The sequence below is a fragment of the Micromonospora sp. ALFpr18c genome, from assembly GCF_008868155.1.
Classification (GTDB): domain Bacteria; phylum Actinomycetota; class Actinomycetes; order Mycobacteriales; family Micromonosporaceae; genus Micromonospora.
In genome coordinates this window covers 1-18,224 of the sequence record NZ_WBKR01000132.1, presented here as the reverse complement: position 1 = coordinate 18,224, position 18,224 = coordinate 1, and the positions used below count along the sequence as shown (strand labels likewise).

The window sequence follows — 18,224 nt, the reverse complement described above, 5'->3', positions numbered from 1 at the left end:
GGCGTGGTGGTCGGAGGCGGCGAGGTCGGGCCACCGCCCCACTGCGGGTCCGGCCACGGGCCGCAGTACGGGGTCGGGGTGTACCAGCCCGAGTTGCCCGAGCCCTGGGTGATCTGGAAGCCCCCGCCCACGCAGTTGTGGATCGGATTGCTCTGCGCGATGTTGCTGGCCCGCACGTTGGTGAAGGACACCTGGCTGGGCGCCTGCACCTGGAGGGCGTACGTGCCGGCGCCGTCGATGCGCACGTTGGTGAGGTTGATTCCGTTGGTCTGGCCCTCGATCCAGTGTAGCGCCGCGTACGAGCTGTCCAGGATGTCGGTGTCGGTGATGTTGATGGTGGGGTTCTGGAACGCCTCGTTGAGGGCGGAGAACCAGATCGCTCCGACGCCGAAGTTCCAGTTGTAGTCCGAGTTGCCGTTGCGGATCAGGGTGTTCCGGGCGATCGTCCAGGTGCCCTGGACACCGGTGGCACCCTGCACGCCGGGGTAGCGGTTGGCGACGTGGATGCCGCCGCCGTTGGTCAGCGAGTCGGCCGTGACGTTGTCGGTGATTGTGATGTCCCGGCCGCCGTAGCTGACCAGGTGGTTCGCCAACAGGGTCACGCCGATGGTGTTGTGCGTGAAGGAATTGTTGACGTTCGGCACGTTCTGCGCCCACATCGCCAGGGCGTCGTCACCGGTGTTGCGGACGAACGTGTTGGTCACCGTCGAGTTGGTCACGCCGGTGTGGAAGTTCACCCCGTCCGCGGTCTGGTCCAGGATCCGGCTGTTGCGGATGGTGAAGTTGTCCATCGGGCCGTCCATCCACGCCCCGACCTTGGTGTTCTCCAGCCACAGGTTGTCCACGACCGAGTTGGACATCGCCCCACCGAGGGCGTTGACCTGGTCGTCGTCCATCCGTTCCCGGATGTCACCGATGATGGCGAAGTCCCGCAGCGTGACGTTGCGGCTCGGCCCGCCGGCCTCGTGTGACCGGATCTCGCCGGTGTAGCCGCCGCCGGGGACGTACTTGCCGTAGACGCCGGCGGCCCGCTTGCGGTCGGTGGGGTGCCGGCCGCCGAGCACCGAATACCACGGTCCGGCACCACGCAGCGTCACCCCGTCGACCACCACGTGGTCCCAGAGGGTGAAGGCGCCGGTCGGGATCCAGACGGCCCTGCCCTGGGCCTTTCCGGCGTCGACCGCGGCCTGGAACTTCGCGGTCGAGTCGGTCGCGCCGCTCGGGTCGGCACCGAAGTCGGTGACCACGTCGAGCACACCGCTGGGCTTGGCGATCGGCGTGACCAGCTCGAAGTCGGCCAGGTCGACGGTGAACGTCGGCGACTGGGCCGTCGACGAGACCTGGAGGCGAATCTTCGTCCCGGCCGGCTGGGTGCTGCCGAACAGCGCCCGGGTCTCGTCGTAGAAGTGGTGCGGGTTGGTGTCGCCCGGGTTGTTGTTGAACGGGTATCCGCCGTAGTACCAGCCGTACCTCGACGTCACCGGGACCGACTTCAGCAGCGTCCCGTTGGCTCGCAGGTCGATGGCGGCGTCCCGGCCGGTGCCGGCCGGGCTGTCCGGCAGGCTGATCCGGAAGGTGACCGCGTTGGCCGGGGCGGTGAGCGTGAACTCGACGTACTCGCCGACGGCGTCGAGGGTGACCGCCTCCCGGCCGGACGCCTCCGACGGCAGCGTGCCGTAGCGGCGGTCCGGGCCGATCTTCGTGCCGTTGTGGGCGGCCTTCTCCGCCTCCTGCTCGACGAACGGCACGGTCGCGCCGCGGCCGGGGATGTCGAAGGGGGACAGCCCGGCCGCCGAGGCCGGGGTGGCGGTGCCGGTGACCGCGAGGACGGTCACCGATGTGGCGGCGAGCAGGGTGGCGGCGATGGCGGCCAACCCTGCCCGGGTCGGGTGTCGAAGGTGGTGCGGGGTGCCGGTGGTGTGGTTGGCCATGAGCTGCGCTCTCCCTTTCGTCAGGCAGGCCAGGTCCCCCCGTTGCGGTGCGGCGTGTCGCGTTCCCCCTTGGTCCTCCTCTCTTCGACGGGTGTGGTGCCGGCGGTCGGGACGGGACCGCCGGCACCACGGCGTGGGTCAGGTGAGGGCGGCGCCGTCCGCCGCGGGCGATTCGGCGGTACGCAGCCAGACGGCGGTGTCCGACGGCAGCAGACCGTCGTCGAGCGGCCCGCTGGCCAGCAGCACATCCCCGTCGGCGGGCACCTCCACCGGGGTGTCGGAGAGGTTGACCAGGCAGCGGAAGCCACCGCCCCGGCTGAACGCGAGCACCCCCTCCGGGGCGGTCAGCCAGGTCAGCTCGCCGTCGCCGAGCGCCGGCTGGGCCCGGCGGATCCCGATCGCCGCCCGGTACAGCTCCAGCATCGAGGCCGCGTCGCCGGTCTGCGCCCGGGCGGTCCGTTCCTTCCAGTCGGCCGGCTGAGGCAGCCACGGAGCGGTCGCGCCGTCGGGGCTGAACCCGAACGGCGGCTCGTCGCCGGTCCACGGCAAGGGCACGCGGCAGCCGTCACGGCCGGGGTCGACGCGGCCGGAACGCTCCCACATCGGGTCCTGGCGCATCGCGTACGGAATGTCCTCGACCTCGTAGAGCCCCAGCTCCTCGCCCTGGTAGACGTAGGCGGCGCCGGGCAGCGACAGCGAGAGCAGCGCGGCGGCACGGGCCCGCCGGGTGCCCAGCTCCAGGTCGGTCGGGATGCCCTCGCGCTTGGCGGCGAAGCTGAACGTGGTGTCCGCCCGCCCGTAGCGGGTGACGTGCCGGGTGACGTCGTGGTTGGAGAGCACCCAGGTGGCCGGCGCACCGACCGGCGCGTGCGCGCTCAACGTGCCGTCGATGCTCTCGCGCAACGCAGAGGCGTCCCAGGCGCAGCCGAGGAAGTCGAAGTTGAACGCCGCGTGCAGCTCGTCCGGGCGCAGGTAGTTGGCGAACCGCTGCCGGTCCGGCAGCCACACCTCACCGATCAGGGCGCGCTCGCCGGGGTAGGAGTCGGCGACCCGGCGCCAGCCCCGGTAGATGTCGTGGACCCCGTCGAGGTCGTGGAACGGGTGCGGCTGGTCCGGCCGGACCTCGGGCAGCTCGCCGTCCTTGACCAGCAGACCGGCCGAGTCGATCCGGATGCCGTCGACGCCCCGGTCGAACCAGAACCGCAGGATGTCCTCGAATTCGGCGCGTACCCGGGGGTGCTCCCAGTTGAAGTCCGGCTGCTGCGGGGCGAACAGGTGCAGGTACCAGTCGCCGGGGGTGCCGTCCGGGTTGGTGGTGCGCGTCCAGGTCTCGCCGCCGAACTCGCCGACCCAGTCGGTGGGCCGCTGGTCGCCGTTCGGCCCCCGGCCGGGGCGGAACCAGAACAGGTCCCGCTCGGGCGCCCCGGGGCCGCCGGCGAGGGCGGCCTGGAACCACGGGTGCGCGTCCGAGCAGTGGTTGGGTACGACGTCGACGATGGTCCGGATGCCGAGCGCGTGGGCCTCCGCGATCAGGGCCTCCGCCTCGGCCAGCGTGCCGAAGACCGGGTCGATGTCACGGTAGTCGGACACGTCGTAGCCGGCGTCGGCCATCGGCGACGGATACCAGGGGCTGAACCAGATCGCGTCGACGCCAAGTGCGGCCAGGTGATCCAGCCGGGACCGGATCCCGGCGATGTCGCCGATACCGTCGCCGTTGCCGTCGGCGAAGCTACGTGGATACACCTGGTAGATAACGGCTCCACGCCACCACGGACCACTGTCTGCTGTGGACACGAGCACCTGCTTTCTGCGTCAGTACGTCGGCGAGTTCGCCGGACCTGGATATGTGTCGGGCGAACGGTCATTGTTCGCCGCGGGGAGACGCGGTAATGGTCACCCCTTGAGGCTGCCGGTGGTCAGGCCGGACATGATGTTCCGCTGGAAGATCAGGAAGACGATGACGGTCGGGATCGCGGCGATGACCGACGCGGCGATCACCACGTTCATGGGCGTACCACCCGCGAAGGAGTAGATGCCGACGCTGACCGTCCGCGTCTGCGGCGACGGCATGACCAGCTTCGGCCAGAGGAAGTCCTTCCAGACCGCCGTCATGGCCAGGATCGCGACGACCCCGAGGATCGGGCGGGACATCGGCAGGATGATCGACCAGAGCGTACGCAGTGGCGTCGCCCCGTCCACCAGGGCCGCCGCCATCAGCTCCTCCGGAATCGAGTCGAAGAACCGCTTCAACAGGAAGATGTTGAATGCGTTCGCCACCAGGGGCAGCCAGATCGCGAACGGCGAGTCCAGCAGGTTGATGTGCGCGATCGGCAGGTCGATCACGGTCACGTACTGCGGAACGATGAGGACCATCGCCGGAATCATCAGCGTTCCCAGCATCAGCGCGAGGATCACGTTGCCGAAAATCGGCCTCAGCTTGGACAACGAGTACGCGGCAGCCGCATCGAAGACGAGTTGGAACAGCACCGCGCCGATGGCGTAGTAGAACGTGTTGAACAGCAGCTTGGCGAGTTCCAGGTTGTTCCAGGCGTCGATGTAGTTCTGCGGCTGGGGGTCCTTCGGGAACAGCGTCGGCGGGGTCTGCGCGATCTCCTGGCCGGACTTGAGCGCGCCGGTAACCATCCAGTAGAGCGGGCCGAGGAAAACGAGGGTGAACCCCGTCACGACGACCACCAGCAGCGTCCAGTAGATGATCCTGCCGCGCCCCCGGCTGAGCTGGGCTTGGGAGATGAGGGTCCGGGTGCCGGATTCCTGTGCCATTCCTCGCCGTCCTAGTCCTGTTTCGCGCTCAGCCGCAGGTACACGGCGGAGAAGCCGGCCAGCACCACGAGCATGATCACGCCCACTGCGGCGGCGCCGTTGAGGTCGTTCTGGAAGAACCCGTGCTGGTAGATCAGGTACGCCACCGTCGTCGCGGAGTCCTCCGCGCCCGCGCCGTTGGCGAGGATCAGGGGCTCGATGAAGAGCTGCATCGTGGCGACGATCTGGATCATCGCCAGGAGCGCGAGGATCAGGCGGGTCTGCGGGATCGTCACGTGCCGGATGCGCCGCCAGATCCCCGCGCCGTCGAGCTCGGCCGCCTCGTACAGCTCACCGGGGATGCTCTGCAACGACGCCAGGTAGATGAGCACCGCGCCACCCATGTTCATCCAGGTCGACGCGATCACCATGGCCGGCATCGTCATGTCGGGCGACTGCATCCACTGGGAGGTGGGCAGGTGCAACGCCTTCAGGATCGCGTTGAAGAGCCCCGCGTCGCTGGGGTCGTACGCGTAGAACTTGAACAGGTACAGCGCGGAGGCCGGCGGCAGCATCACCGGCAGGTAGACCAGGATCCGCAGGTAACCCTTGGCGTGGCGGAACTCGTTGAGCAGGATCGCCACGAAGAACGGCACCGCGTACCCGACGACGAGCGCGAGCACCGTGAAGTAGAGCGTGTTCTGCCAGGCCGGCCAGAAGCTCGGGTCGGCGAGGATGCGGGAGTAGTTGTCCCAACCCACCCAGGTGGTCTCGCCGCGCCGGGTCCGCTGGAAGCTCATGACGATGCCGCGGACCATCGGGTACCAGGAGAAGACGACGAAGCAGAGCACCGCCCCAATCAGGAACGCGTGACCGGTGAGGTTGTCCCGTACCTTGCGGCCGAGGCTCGTGCGCTGCGGCCTCGCCGGGTACGGCGACGGCGGACGGCCCGCTGTCCGAGAGGTCGGCGGGACGGTGGTGATCGCCAAGGCAACTCCTGAGTGAGTCGGTGACGTCGTCGATGCGGCGTGGACGGTGTGGGGGCCGGGTCGGCGTCCCGGCCCCCACACGCTCGGTCAGCTCTCCGCGGCGAGGAGCTGGTTGACCTTCTCCTCGGCGGTCTTGAGCAGCGCGTCGATGTTCGCGTTCGGGTTGGTCAGCACCCCGGACATCGCGGCGTCGAGCACCGCGTAGATGGCCTGCGCGTTGCGCGGCTCACCCTTGATCGGCACCGGGGTCGCCTCGAAGATCGCGAAGTTCGCCGTGTCGACGTTCGCGTTGGCCTTGCGCAGCTCCAGTTCCTGCTTCTGCGCGTCGCTGCCGTTGGCGAACAGCAGCGGCTGGGGCAGACCCACCGGGTAGTTCTGCGGCTTGGCCCGCACGTAGTCGAACTGGCCCTTGCCCGGGGTCAGCTTCTGGTACGCGATCCACTTCATACCGGCCTTGACCTGCTCGGGGGTCAGGTCCTTCTTGAAGAAGTAACCCTCGCCGCCGCCGAGCGTCCCCTTCGCCGCGCCATCCTGGCCGGGCAGCGGGGCCATCGCCCAGTCCTGGAACTTGCCCTGGAACTGGCTGACGATCGCCTGGGTGGCGTCCGGAGCACCGATGAACATGCCGACCTTGCCCGCGCCGGCGTTCGTCAGCAGGTCAGCCCACTGGAGCAGCTGGCGGCTGCCCATGCTGTTGTCGCCGTACCGCATGTCCTTGAGGTTCTGCAGGACCTGCTTGCCCTGGGCGTTGTTGAAGTCGGCCTTCTTGCCGTCCTCGGTCAGCACCCGGCCGCCCTGCGAGTAGAGCAGGGAGGTGAAGTGCCAGCCGCCGGTGTTGCCGGCGCTGTACTCCGAGTAGCCGGCGATGCCGTTGCCGAGGGCGGAGATCTTCTTGGCGGCCGCCCGGACGTCCGCCCAGGTCTTGGGCGGGTTGTTCACGTCGAGCCCGGCCTGCTGGAAGAGGACCTTGTTGTAGATCAGGCCCATCGAGTAGTTCTTCACCGGGACGGCGTAGAGCTTGCCGCCGTCGGTGAAGACCTCCTTGAGCGCCGGGTCGATGCTGTCCCAGGTGGGGATCGTGTCCTTGTTGGCATATTGGGCGATGTCCATCGCCTGGCCGGAGTCGAGCACCTGCTGGACGTCGGTCATGTACCCGTAGAACACGTCGGTCACGGTGCCGCCGGCGAGGCGGGCGGTGAAGTCCGGCGGGTTGTTGCACTGCTCGCCGACGCTCACGCTCTTGACGACGATGTCCGGGTTCTGCCGCTGGAACTCGGCGACGTCGTCGTTCCAGTTCTTCAACAGTTCTTTCTGGGCGCCGACGGGCTGGCAGTCGACCGTGATGGTGACCTTGCCGCCGGCGTTCGTGTCCTTGTCGCCGCTCTTCGTGGAGCACGCCGTGAGGCTGAACCCCAGGCCGGCCACGAGCGCCAGCGCCGCAGCCTTTCGGTATTGCGGTACGGACATCTGTCCATCCCTCCGGAAACGGGTGTCTCCAAGACCTTCGCTGATCTGCGGTGATGCGACCTGACGCCCTGTAGCTGCGCCGGAGCCGGGTGTGAGTGAAGTCACTGTAACGAGGCCGACTCATTTCAGCAAGGTGTCGACTGTGTTTTGAAAAGACGCGACATCTTGACGACAGAGACGAACAGAAGTTGGGATTGCGCCTGGTTCGGACGGTTTTGGACAGCGAAAAGGCCGCCGACCGCGGGGGGCGGTCGACGGCCGGAGGGCGGTCGGTCAGTGCGGTACGGCGAGGGTCAGCGACGGGGTGCCGGTGCGGTGGAGCCGCGTACCACCAGCTCGGGTTCGAACAGCAGCTCGTCGTGCAGCACGCCGGCCCCCTCGATCTGGGTCACCAGCAGGTCCACGGCGGCTTGGCCCATCGTCTCGATCGGCTGCCGCACCGTGGTCAGCGGCGGGTCGGTGCAGGTCATGAACGCGGAGTCGTCGTAGCCCACCACCGAGATGTCGGTCGGCACGGCACGACCCAGCCGCCGTGCGGCTCGAATGGTGCCCAGGGCCAGCACGTCGCTGGCGCAGATGATGCCGGTGACACCCCGCTCGACCAGTTTCGTCGCGGCCACCCGGGCGCCCTCCATCGAGAAGCTGGAACGCTCGACGCATTCCGCGTCGTCGCCCTCGCCCCAGCCCGCGGCCTGGATCATCGCGTCCAGCTTGCGCCGGGACGGCACGTGCCCCTCCGGGCCGAGCACCAGCCCGATGCGCTCGTGCCCGAGCGACCGCAGGTGCCCGTACGCCTGCTCCACGGCCACCGCGTCGTCCGTGGAGACCCGGGGAAAGCCCAACTCGTCCACGCCCGCGTTGACCAACACCACCGGCAGGCCCCGGTCGGTCAGCCGGCGGTAGTGGTCGTGCCGCGCGTCGGCGAGGGCGTACGAACCGCCGGCGAAGATCACCCCGGAGACCTGGTGGTCGAGGAGCATCTCCACGTAGTCCATCTCGGACACACCACCGATGGTGCGGGCGCAGAGCGCCGGGGTGTAACCCCGCTGGGCGAGCGACCCGGTCACCACCTCGGCGAGCGCCGGGAAGATCGGGTTCTGCAGTTCGGGCAGCACCAGCCCGACCAGCCGGGCACGCTCGCCACGCAGCTTGGTCGGCCGCTCGTAGCCGAGCACGTCGAGCGCGGTCAGCACGGCCGTCCGGGTCGCCTCGGACACGCCGTCCCGACCGTTGAGCACCCGGCTGACGGTGGCCTCGCTGACGCCCGCCTTCTTGGCAACTTCAGTCAACCGCTTGGTCACGGTCGCAATCGTACGTCAACCTCATGAAAGAAATGAACAGCCAATCCGCTGGGTTTTGCCGTTGACCTGCCACGTCTTGACGTCGATCGACACGCCGATGTGCACCGTGACGCCAGCCCGACGCGGCGCCGCACTGCCTCCGACCTGTCCCGCTCGCCGTTTCGAGCGTGATGCCTCAGCGGCATCAAGATGACTGTGAGGCATCACGCTCTTCCGGGCACGGGCCTCGCGGAGCCCGCACAGCGCGGACCTCGCGGAGCCCGCACAGCGCGGACCTCGCGGAGCCCGCACAGCGCGGACCTCGCGGAGCCCGCACGGCGCGGACCTCGCGGAGCCCGCACGGCGCGGACCTCGCGCAGCCCGCACGGCGCGGACCTCGCGCAGCCCGCACGGCGCCGGCCAGCCGCCGGTGTCGTCAGGACAGGTTGCGCAGCGCGTCCTCGATGGCCCGGTGGAACGTCGGGTACGCGTAGATCATGTGCCGGAGCTGACTCAGCGGCACCGCCGCGTGCACCGCCACGACCAGCGCCGAGAGCACCTCGCCACCGGTCGGGCCGACCGACGTCGCGCCGATCAGCACGCCCTGGTCGGCGTCCGCGATCAGCTTGATGAAACCCTCGTCGCCGACCTGGTGGATCCAACCCCGGGTCGAGCTGCTCAGCTTGGTGAACCCGACCTGCACGTTGATGCCGCGCTCGCGGGCCTGCCGCTCGGTCAGCCCCACCGCGCCGACCTCGGGATCGGTGAACGTCACCCGGGGCAGCGCGCGGTAGTCGGCGCGTGGCACGCTGCCCGCCGAACCGCTCGACCCACTGGCCGCCAGCGAACTGGACGCGCCCATCGCACCGCCGACCACGCTGGCGGTGCCGCTGGCATCCGGCCCCGCGTCCGCCTGGCGAGCGTGCGCCAGCACGTCGGCGATCACGATGGCCGCCTGGTACATGGCGATGTGGGTGAAGGCCCCCTCGCCGGTCAGGTCACCGACCGCCCAGATGCCGTCGGTGACGTGCAACCGGTCGTCCACCGGCAGGTAGCGCTGGGCGGCGTCCACGCCGACCGTGTCCAGCCCCAACTCCTCCAGGTGGGCGCGGCGCCCGGTCACCACCAGCAACTGGTCGGCCGTGAACTCGGCACCGCCGGCCCCCCGCAGGGTGAACCGGTTCCCGTCGTGCTCGACCCGTTCGGCGCGTACCCCGGTGTGGATCTCCACGCCGTCGGCGCGCAGCGCCGCGGCGGCGACCTCGGACGCCTCCGGCTCCTCGACGGCCAGCACCCGCTCCAGCGCCTCCACCACGGTGACCCGCACACCGAAGCGGGCGAAGACCTGGGCCAGTTCCAGTCCGATCGCGCCACCTCCGAGCACCAGCAGCGACGCCGGCAACTGCTCGACCTCGATCGCCTGGTGGTTGGTCCAGTACGGGGTGTCGGCCAACCCATCGATCGGCGGCACCGACGGACGCGTGCCGGTGCCCAGCACGACCCCGTGCCGAGCCTGGAACACCTGGTCACCGACCCGGACCCGCCCCGGGCCGTCGAGCCGGCCGCTGCCCCGGACGAAGCGGCCACCCTTGCCGGTGAACCGCTGCACCGCGACCGTGTCGTCCCAGGTGTCGGTGGCCTCCTCGCGGATCCGCTTCGCCACCGGCGCCCAGTCCGGCTGGACCTGCGCCGTCCCGGCCAACCCGTCGACACGGCGGGCCTCGGCGAGCGCGTTGGCCGCCCTGATCATCATCTTGCTCGGGATGCAGCCCCAGTACGGGCACTCACCGCCGACCAGATCCCGCTCGACACCGACGACGCTCAGGCCGGCCTCGGCGAGCCGCTCGGCCACCTCCTCGCCGCCGACCCCGAGCCCGACCACGACAACATCCACCAGCTCCGGTTCCGCCACCCGAACAGCATCCCCCAGCGACCGCACGCCAACCACCGGGGTCAACGAAAAGTCGACCCCGGTAGCGGGCCGGGCAGCCTACGGTTACCGCATGCACGCACGCTTCACCCCGGTCCGGGATCACTTCCACGACCTGCTCGCCTCCGGCCGGGAGAGCGGCGCGAGCCTGACCGTCTGGTACGACGGGCAGCCGGTGGTCGACCTGGTCGGTGGCACCAGCGACGGGCCGGGTGGCGAGCCGTGGCGGCCGGACACCCTGGTCAACGTCTACTCGGCCGGCAAGCCGGTGGCCGCGCTGTGTCTGCTGACGCTCGTCGACCGTGGGCAGGTCGACCTCGACGCGCCCGTCGATCGGTACTGGCCGGAGTTCCGCACCCCGGCCACCGTGCGGCACCTGCTGTCGCACACCTCCGGGCTGCCGACCTTCCCGGTGCCCCGGCCGGCCGCCGCGATCGCCGACTGGGCTCTGCTCGCCGGCGACCTCGCCGCAGCCGATCCCGAGTGGACGCCGGGCTCGATGGCCGGGGAGCACGCGTGGACGTACGGGCACCTGGTGGGCGAGCTGGTCCGGCGGGTCGACGGCCGCTCGGTGGGCAGGTTCCTGGCCGACGAGATCGCCGGCCCGTGGCGGCTCGACCTCGGCTTCGGGCTGGCCGAGGCGGACCAGCGGCGCTGCGCGGACCTGCGCTACGGCGACCCGCAGTGGCCGGCCCGGAAGCTCGGCGAGCCGGGTTCACCGCGGGCGCGGGCGATGGGCAACCCGGCCGGTGGGCTTGACCTGGCGGTGCTGAACAGCCCGCTCTGGCGGCGTGCCGAGGTGCCGGCGGTCAACCTGCACGCCAGCGCGTCCGGGTTGGCCCGGCTCTACGCCGGCCTACTGGCCGGTGGCGTCCTGGACGGGGTCCGGCTGGTCAGCCCCGAACTGGTGGCCGAGGCGACCCGGATCCAGTACGACGGGCCGGACCTCGTGCTGGACCGCCAGGTCCGGTGGACGCTCGGCATGCAGTGGGAGCCGGACGGTAGTTGGGGCATGGGCGGCATCGGTGGCAGCAGTGCGTGGGCCGACCCGGAGCGGGGTTACGTCTTCGCGTACGCCACGGCCCTGCTCGCCGAACACGACCGGGTGGACGAGCTGGTCGAGGCCCTGCACTCCTGCCTGTGACCGTCAGCGCAGCCACACCGGATCGGTGCCGGGCACCGAGAGCGGCGGTGGGTAGTCCAGCGATCGGCGCGGGTCGTCGGGCAGCTTCCACGGCTGGTGCACGGCCTTGCCCGGCACCCTCGCCAGCTCCGGCACCCAGCGGCGGACGTAGTCGCCGTCCGGGTCGTACCGTTCGGCCTGCCGGACCGGGTTGAACCCCCGGTACGGCTTGGTGTCGTTGCCGGTGCCGGCGACCCACTGCCAGTTGCCGGAGTTGTTGGCCACGTCGCCGTCCAGCAGCCAACGGAAGAAGACGCCCACCCCGGCCCGCCAGTCCTGCCCGAGGTGCTTCGTCAGGTAGCCGGCCGTGATCAGCCGGGCCCGGTTGTGCATCCAACCCTGCGCCCGCAGCTGCCGCATCCCCGCGTCCACGATCGGCATCCCGGTGCGCCCCTCGGCCCAGGCCGCCAGCGCGTCGTCGTCGTAGCGCCACCGCTCGGTGGCACCCGGCCGGTACGCGGCGGTCGAGATCGCCGGAAAGGCGGCGGTGACCTGGTAGTAGAAGTCCCGCCAGCAGAGCTGCCGGACGAACGGGCCGGACCGGTCGCCGGCCCGGTTGGCTACCGCCAGCGGCGACACGCAGCCGAAACGCAGGTACGGGCTGAGCCGGGACGTGTCGTCGCCGGCCATGTCGTCGTGCTGGTCGCCGTACCGGTCGAGGTCGGGCAGCCAGTCGGTGAGCCGCTGGCGGGCGACCCGCTCGCCGCCGACGGCGGCGTCGGGTGACTCTCCGGCCGGCAGCGCCGGCAGCCGACCGACGCGTACCCCGTCGGGCAGCGTGATCCGCCGCGGCGCGGCCAACTCCTCGCGCCATGGCGAGGCCGCCCAGGCCCGGTGGTACGGGGTGAACACCCGGTAGTGGTCACCGCCGCCGCCCGGCCGCAGGGCACCCGGCTCGATGACGGTCAGCCCGGGAAACAGTCGCAGGTGCAGCCGGTGCCGCGCACACTCGTCGCGCAGGCGCCGCTCCCGCCGGCGGGCGTGCCGGCTCACATCGGCCGAGAGAGCGACGGCGGTGGCGCCGACCTCGCCGGCCAGCCGGACCGTCTCGTCCACCGGGTCGCCGTGGCGCACCACCAGGTCGCCGCCCCGCTCGCGCAACTCGGTGCGCAACTCGGCGACGGCCTGGTGCAGGAACCGGGTGCGGTTGGCCGACAGGCCGGCCAGCGCCAGGTCGAACACGTACAGCGGAACCACCCGGTCGAAGGCCGCGCAGGTGGTGGCCAGCGCCGGGTGGTCGTGCACCCGCAGGTCGCGGGTGAGGAGAACGATCGCGGTGCCCCCGGTCACCGGGCCGCCGGGTGCACCGTCGGCCCGGGGATGGAGACCGGGGTACCGGTCGACGTGAGCAGGGCACGGGCGGCCACCGCCATCCGACGCCGTTGCGGCACCAGGGCCCGCCGGGCGAACACGTCGTAGTCCTGCGCGGCCACCTCGTCGAGGATGCCGCCGTACAGCGCGTACGCGGTGCGCATGCACGCCTGCGAGGCGGGCGCGAGCATGGTGATGCCGGGTGCGGCGGCGGCGTAGTGCGCCTGCGCGCGGGTCACCTCGTACTCGATCAGCTCGCGGGTCCGGGGCGTGCCCCGCCCCCGGTCCCGGGCCTCGACCAGCTCGTCGCGGGTGACGCCGAACTTCGCCAGGTCCTCGTCCGGCAGGTAGGTGCGGCCCCGGTCGAGGTCCTCGGCGACGTCCCGGATGAAGTTGGTGAGCTGGAAGGCGAAGCCGAGTTGGCGGGCCGGCTCGCGGGCCGCCGCCGGGTCGGAGCTGCCGAGGATGGGCAGCATCATCGTGCCGATGACCGCCGCCGAACCCTCCATGTAGTCGAGCAGGTGGTCGTAGGTCGGGTACGCGGTGACGGTCAGATCCATCGCCATGCTCTTCAGAAACGACGCAAAGTCGTCCCGGTCGAGATCGAAGACGGCGATCGTGTGCAGCACGGCCGGCAGCAGCGGGTCGTCGACCGGCGCACCGTGCAGGCCGGCCACGAAACGGCTGGCCCAGTCGTCGAGCAGGGCGGCCCGCTCGGCCGGCGGCAGGTCCTCGGTGCGGTCGACGATCTCGTCGGCGTACCGCGTGAACCCGTAGAGGGCGTGCACATGTCGTCGTTTCCACGCGGGAAGCAGCCGGGTGGCGAGATAGTAGGTGCGGCCGTGACGTCTGTGCAGCTCACGGCACCGGTCATAGGCAGCGGTGAGATCGGTGTCCACCGGCCCTCCTCAAATATCGACGCACCAATCGACGCAACTCGTAACCCTAGGGTACGCTCGCCCACATGGCCAACGACGCAGTTGCGGGCAACGCGATTCGTGTGGCGCCGGCAGGGCCGGGCGAGGGGGACGATCCGGTCCGGGCGGTGCTCGCCGCGTACACCCAGGACCTGATCACGGCGGTGGACGACACCCTCACCACGTTCCTCGCCGCCGAGGTCGACACCCTCGCCGAGATCGACGCGGGGATGGGCGGCTTCGCGGTCGCCGCCCGGGACGCCGTGCTGGCCGGCGGCAAGCGGATCCGGCCCACCTTCGCGTACTGGGGCTGGCGCGGGGCGGTCGGCGGCAGCGAGCCACTGGCGCCGGTGCTGCCCGCGCTGGCCGCCCTCGAACTGCTGCACACCTTCGCGCTGGTGCACGACGACGTGATGGACGCCTCCACGGTCCGACGCGGCCGGCCCACCGCACATGTCGCGCTCGCCGAGCAGCACGTCGCCGCCGGCCACCGGGGCGACCCGGGCCGGTTCGGCGAGGCCGTCGCGGTGCTCATCGGCGACCTCTGCATGGTCTGGGCCGACCGGCTGCTGGCGCAGGCCACCGTGGTGCCGGCCCAGCTGTTCGAGGTCCGCCACTGCTACGACCAGATGCGGGTCGACACCGTCGCCGGGCAGTATCTCGACGTGCTCGGTGAGAACGACCCGGCCAACTGGTCGGTCGACCGGGCCCTGCGGGTGGCGCGTTACAAGACCGCCAGCTACACCGTCCAACGGCCGCTGCTCTTCGGCGCCTGCCTGGCCGGAGCGCCCGCCGACGACCCGCTGACCGCCGCGTACACCCGCTACGGCCTGGCCGTTGGCGAGGCGTTCCAGCTGCGCGACGACCTGCTCGGCGTCTACGGCGACCCGGCCGTCACCGGCAAACCGGCCGGTGACGATCTGCGCGCCGGCAAGCCGACGACGCTGCTCATGCTGGCCCGGCAGTTGGCCACGCCGGCCCAGCTCACCGCGCTGGACCAAGCCGGGACGGCACCGGTCGAACGGCTCGCCGAGCTGGTCGCCGAGACCGGCGCGGCGGCCCGGGTGGAACGGATGATCGCCGAGCGGGTCGGCGACGCGTTGGCCGCGCTGGACGCCGCACCCGTGGACCGGACGGCACGGACCGCGCTGACCGGGCTGGCCACCGCCGCCACCGATCGGCGGGCCTGATGAACGACTTTCCCAAGGAGGTGGTCACGTGCGGACGGTGACAGGACGGACGGACCGGGTGGTGGTCGTCGGCGCCGGGTTGGGTGGGCTCGCCTGCGCGCTGCACCTGGCCGGCAGTGGCCGGCAGGTGACCGTGCTGGAACGTGAGCCGGTGCCCGGCGGGCGGGCCGGGCGGCTCGCCGTGGACGGCTACGAGTTCGACACCGGCCCCACCGTGCTCACCATGCCCGACCTGATCGCCGAGGCGCTCGGCGCGGTGGGCGAGGAGCTGCGCGACTGGCTCGACCTGACGCCCCTCGACCCCGCCTACCGGGCCTACTACCCGGACGGGTCGACCCTCGACGTGCTCACCGACACCACCCGGATGGCGGCCGAGATCTCCCGGGTGTGCGGGCCGAGGGAGGCCGACGGCTACCTGCGCTTCGTCGACTACGCGCGGGAGTTGTGGCGGTTGGAGCGGGCCGACTTCATCGAACGCAACCTGGACGCGCCGACCGACCTGATCACCGGCAACCTCCTCAAGCTGCTCACCGGTGGGGCGTTCCGACGCCTCCAAACGAAGATCAACCAGTTCTTCCGTGACCCGCGCACCCAGCGGATCTTCTCCTTCCAGGCGATGTACGCCGGCCTCGCCCCGCACGACGCGCTGGCCATCTACGCGGTCATCGCGTACCTCGACTCGGTGGCCGGGGTCTACTTCCCGCGCGGCGGCATCCACGCGGTCTCCCGGGCGATGGCCGGCGCCGCCGAGAAGCACGGCGTCCAGATCCGGTACGACACCACGGTGACCCGGGTGGAGACCGCCAACGGCCGGGCCACCGGCGTCCTGACCGCCGACGGCGAGCTCGTGCCGGCGGACGTGGTGGTGCTCAACCCGGACCTGCCGGTCGCCTACCGCGACCTGCTGCCCGCCGGCCGCGAACGCCGACTCACCTACTCGCCGTCCTGCGTCGTCCTGCACGTCGGCTCCCGGCAGGGATATGCGAAGATCGCCCACCACAACATCCACTTCGGACGCGCGTGGAAGGGCACCTTCGATGAGGTCATCCGGCGGGGCGAGCTGATGACCGACCCGTCGCTGCTGGTCACCAACCCGAGCCGCACCGACCCGTCGGTGGCCCCACCGGACCGGCACACCTACTATGTGCTCGCTCCGGTGCCCAATCTCGCCCGGGCCCCGTTCGAGTGGCGCGGTGACCTGACCCAACGCTACGGCGACCAGCTGATCGGCACCCTGGAGGAGCGCGGCTACGTCGGCTTCGGCGCCGGGGTGGAGGTGCTGCGGGCCATCACCCCCGCCGAGTGGGCCGAGCAGGGGATGGCCGCCGGCACCCCGTTCGCCGCCGCGCACACCCTCTTCCAGACCGGCCCGTTCCGCCCGTCGAACCTGCACCGTGACCTGTCGAACGTCGTCTTCGTCGGCTCCGGCACGCAGCCCGGGGTCGGTGTGCCGATGGTGCTGATCTCCGGCAAGCTGGCGGCCGGTCGGATCACCGGGGAGGGCCGATGAGCAACCGCGAAGAGCACCTCGTCGAGCTGGTCGACGACACCGGGCGGGCACATGGCGAGACCACCGTCGCCGCCGCCCACCAACCACCGGGGCAGCTGCACCGGGCCTTCTCGGTGATCCTGGTCGACCCGGACGGCCAGGTGCTGCTCCAGCGGCGGGCCGCCGTCAAGACACGGTTCCCGCTGCGCTGGGCGAACTCCTGTTGCGGCCACCCCCGACCGGGCGAGTCCCTCGCCGAGGCGGCCAACCGCCGGCTCCGCGAGGAACTGGGCGCGGGCCCGGTCGAGCTGACCGAGGTCGGCGTCTACGTCTACTACGCCGAGGACCCGGCCACCGGTCGGGTCGAGTTCGAGTACGACCACGTGCTGCGCGGCGAGTTCCGTCCGGTGGCTCCGCTGCTGCCCGACCCCGACGAGGTGGCCGAGCTGCGCTGGGCCGACCCCACCGCCCTGGAGGCCGAGCTCGACCGGGATCCCCGGTCGTACGCACCCTGGCTGGGCGGGGTGGTGAGCCGCCTGCTGCGCCCCTCGGCGTCGACGCCCGGCGCGACCGGCCCGGCCGTGACCCCGTCCGGATCGTCGGCGGATGACGCGGCGGAGCGGTCGGGTGGCCGATGAGGCGCTGAGCGCGGGCGCCGTCGCGCGCCGGCTGGGGGTCGCGGTCACCACGCTGCGCACCTGGCACCAGCGCTACGGGCTCGGGCCCAGCCAGCACATCCCGGGCCACCACCGCCGGTACACGCCGGCCGACCTGGCCCGCCTAGAGATCATGCGACGGCTCACCGCCGAGGGGGTGAGCCCCGCCGAGGCGGCCCGCTGGGCCCGGCAAGCACCGGATCCGGCGTCCACCGACACCATCGGCCACCACCGGGTCCGACCGCCCTCCCGCGACGGCGGCGGAACGATCCCGGTGGGTCGCGCCGGCCCGGCCGCCCGCGGGCTGGCCCGCGCCGCCATGCGGTTGGACGCGGCGTCGATCAGCGAGACGATCGCGCACACCCTGGCCGCCAGCGGGGTCGTCGCCACCTGGGAGGGCCTGCTGCGTCCCGTACTCGCCGGCATCGGCGAACGGCACTCCGCCACGGCTGGCCTGATCGAGGTGGAACACCTGGTGTCCCGCTGCGTGTCGGAGGCGTTCGCGGCGGCCAGCAGGGCCAAGGTGCCGACCGGGCCGGCCCGCATCCTGCTCTCCTGCGCGGATGAGGAACAGCACACGCTTCCGCTCGAGGCGTTGGCCGCCGCACTGGCCGAAGCCGGGGTCAGCTATCGGATGCTCGGCGCCCGGGTGCCGGTCGGCGCGCTCATCGAGGCGGTCAGCAGGACCGGGCCGGCCGCCGTCGTGCTCTGGTCGCACACCCGGGCGACCGCCGACCCGGGCCAGCTCAGCGCGCTGCTCGCCGCACCCCGCCGTCCGCTGCTCGTCCTCGCCGCCGGCCCCGGCTGGCGAGCCGACTCCCTGCCCGCCGGGGTGGTCCGGCCGGTCGACCTCGCGGAGGCGGTGTCACTCTCCGTGGCGGTCCGTGACTCGCTGGACCAGTCCACCGAGGGCTGACGGCCCCTGTGCGCTTCGCGCGGCTTCCACTAGCGTCGGGGGGTCCGCCTACCCCGAACCCCTTCCGGGAGCGAGCAGATGCAAGCCCGCGCTGTCCTGGCGTCCGTCCTCGCCATGGCGCTGGTCTTGTCCGGCTGCGCCCAGCCGGACGGCACCATCGCACCCGCCGGCGCACCACAGCCGGTGGAATCGACCACGCCGCCCA

14 protein-coding genes are annotated in these 18,224 nt (G+C 71.3%); 5 read left to right on the top strand and 9 right to left on the bottom strand.

Going from position 1 to position 18,224, the window contains the following annotated elements; translation table 11 throughout:
- The 7 genes from F8271_RS21395 to F8271_RS21365 form a co-directional block, all read right to left on the bottom strand.
- Positions 1 to 1,931, bottom strand: a 1,931-nt coding sequence (locus F8271_RS21395; RefSeq protein ID WP_151491612.1) for a glycosyl hydrolase family 28-related protein, incomplete at its 3' end; no start/stop codon positions are given.
- Positions 1,932 to 2,069: 138 nt separating this feature from the next.
- A complete protein-coding gene (locus tag F8271_RS21390; RefSeq protein WP_225854671.1) occupies positions 2,070 to 3,674 on the bottom strand; it encodes a glycoside hydrolase family 13 protein in 1,605 nt (534 codons plus the stop codon).
- A 150-nt stretch (positions 3,675 to 3,824) separates the two neighbouring features.
- Positions 3,825 to 4,712: a carbohydrate ABC transporter permease gene (locus F8271_RS21385; RefSeq protein WP_151491610.1), complete on the bottom strand. Its 888-nt coding sequence runs from the start codon at positions 4,710 to 4,712 to the stop codon at positions 3,825 to 3,827.
- A gap of 11 nt (positions 4,713 to 4,723) precedes the next feature.
- On the bottom strand, positions 4,724 to 5,680 hold the full coding sequence (locus tag F8271_RS21380) for a carbohydrate ABC transporter permease (RefSeq protein ID WP_151491609.1): 957 nt from the start codon (positions 5,678 to 5,680) through the stop codon (positions 4,724 to 4,726).
- A gap of 87 nt (positions 5,681 to 5,767) precedes the next feature.
- Entirely contained in the window at positions 5,768 to 7,147 is a 1,380-nt protein-coding gene (locus F8271_RS21375) for an ABC transporter substrate-binding protein (protein ID WP_151491608.1), read from the bottom strand.
- 293 nt (positions 7,148 to 7,440) lie between these two features.
- Positions 7,441 to 8,448, bottom strand: a complete 1,008-nt coding sequence (locus tag F8271_RS21370; RefSeq protein WP_151491607.1) for a LacI family DNA-binding transcriptional regulator — start codon at positions 8,446 to 8,448, stop codon at positions 7,441 to 7,443.
- 415 nt (positions 8,449 to 8,863) lie between these two features.
- Positions 8,864 to 10,339, bottom strand: a complete 1,476-nt coding sequence (locus F8271_RS21365) for an NAD(P)/FAD-dependent oxidoreductase (RefSeq protein WP_151491606.1) — start codon at positions 10,337 to 10,339, stop codon at positions 8,864 to 8,866.
- Positions 10,340 to 10,430: 91 nt separating this feature from the next.
- Here F8271_RS21365 and F8271_RS21360 point away from each other — a divergent pair, with 91 nt between their 5' ends.
- Positions 10,431 to 11,501, top strand: coding sequence for a serine hydrolase (locus F8271_RS21360; protein ID WP_151491605.1), 1,071 nt, complete (start codon positions 10,431 to 10,433; stop codon positions 11,499 to 11,501).
- A gap of 3 nt (positions 11,502 to 11,504) precedes the next feature.
- On the opposite strand, the gene F8271_RS21355 is transcribed toward F8271_RS21360, so the two are convergent.
- Positions 11,505 to 12,830 carry a deoxyribodipyrimidine photo-lyase gene (locus F8271_RS21355; protein ID WP_151491604.1) on the bottom strand — a complete coding sequence of 442 codons (1,326 nt, stop codon included), beginning with the start codon at positions 12,828 to 12,830 and terminating at the stop codon, positions 11,505 to 11,507.
- The gene (locus F8271_RS21350) at positions 12,827 to 13,750 is read right to left on the bottom strand and encodes a phytoene/squalene synthase family protein (RefSeq protein WP_151491603.1); all 924 of its coding nucleotides are present in this window, start codon (positions 13,748 to 13,750) and stop codon (positions 12,827 to 12,829) included. The genes F8271_RS21355 and F8271_RS21350 overlap by 4 nt, the downstream gene beginning before the upstream one ends.
- Positions 13,751 to 13,815: 65 nt before the next feature.
- On the opposite strand from F8271_RS21350, the gene F8271_RS21345 reads away from it, so the two are divergent.
- From F8271_RS21345 to F8271_RS21330, 4 genes are read left to right on the top strand one after another with little or no spacing between them, the layout of a single operon-like run.
- A complete protein-coding gene (locus tag F8271_RS21345) occupies positions 13,816 to 14,958 on the top strand; it encodes a polyprenyl synthetase family protein (RefSeq protein WP_151491602.1) in 1,143 nt (380 codons plus the stop codon).
- Positions 14,959 to 14,986: 28 nt separating this feature from the next.
- The gene (gene crtI / locus F8271_RS21340; protein ID WP_151491601.1) at positions 14,987 to 16,468 is read left to right on the top strand and encodes a phytoene desaturase family protein; all 1,482 of its coding nucleotides are present in this window, start codon (positions 14,987 to 14,989) and stop codon (positions 16,466 to 16,468) included.
- Positions 16,465 to 17,085 carry an isopentenyl-diphosphate Delta-isomerase gene (gene idi / locus F8271_RS21335; protein WP_151491600.1) on the top strand — a complete coding sequence of 207 codons (621 nt, stop codon included), beginning with the start codon at positions 16,465 to 16,467 and terminating at the stop codon, positions 17,083 to 17,085. The genes crtI and idi overlap by 4 nt, the downstream gene beginning before the upstream one ends.
- Positions 17,075 to 18,019, top strand: coding sequence for a MerR family transcriptional regulator (locus F8271_RS21330; RefSeq protein WP_151491613.1), 945 nt, complete (start codon positions 17,075 to 17,077; stop codon positions 18,017 to 18,019). The genes idi and F8271_RS21330 overlap by 11 nt, the downstream gene beginning before the upstream one ends.
- Positions 18,020 to 18,224 lie beyond the last annotated feature (205 nt).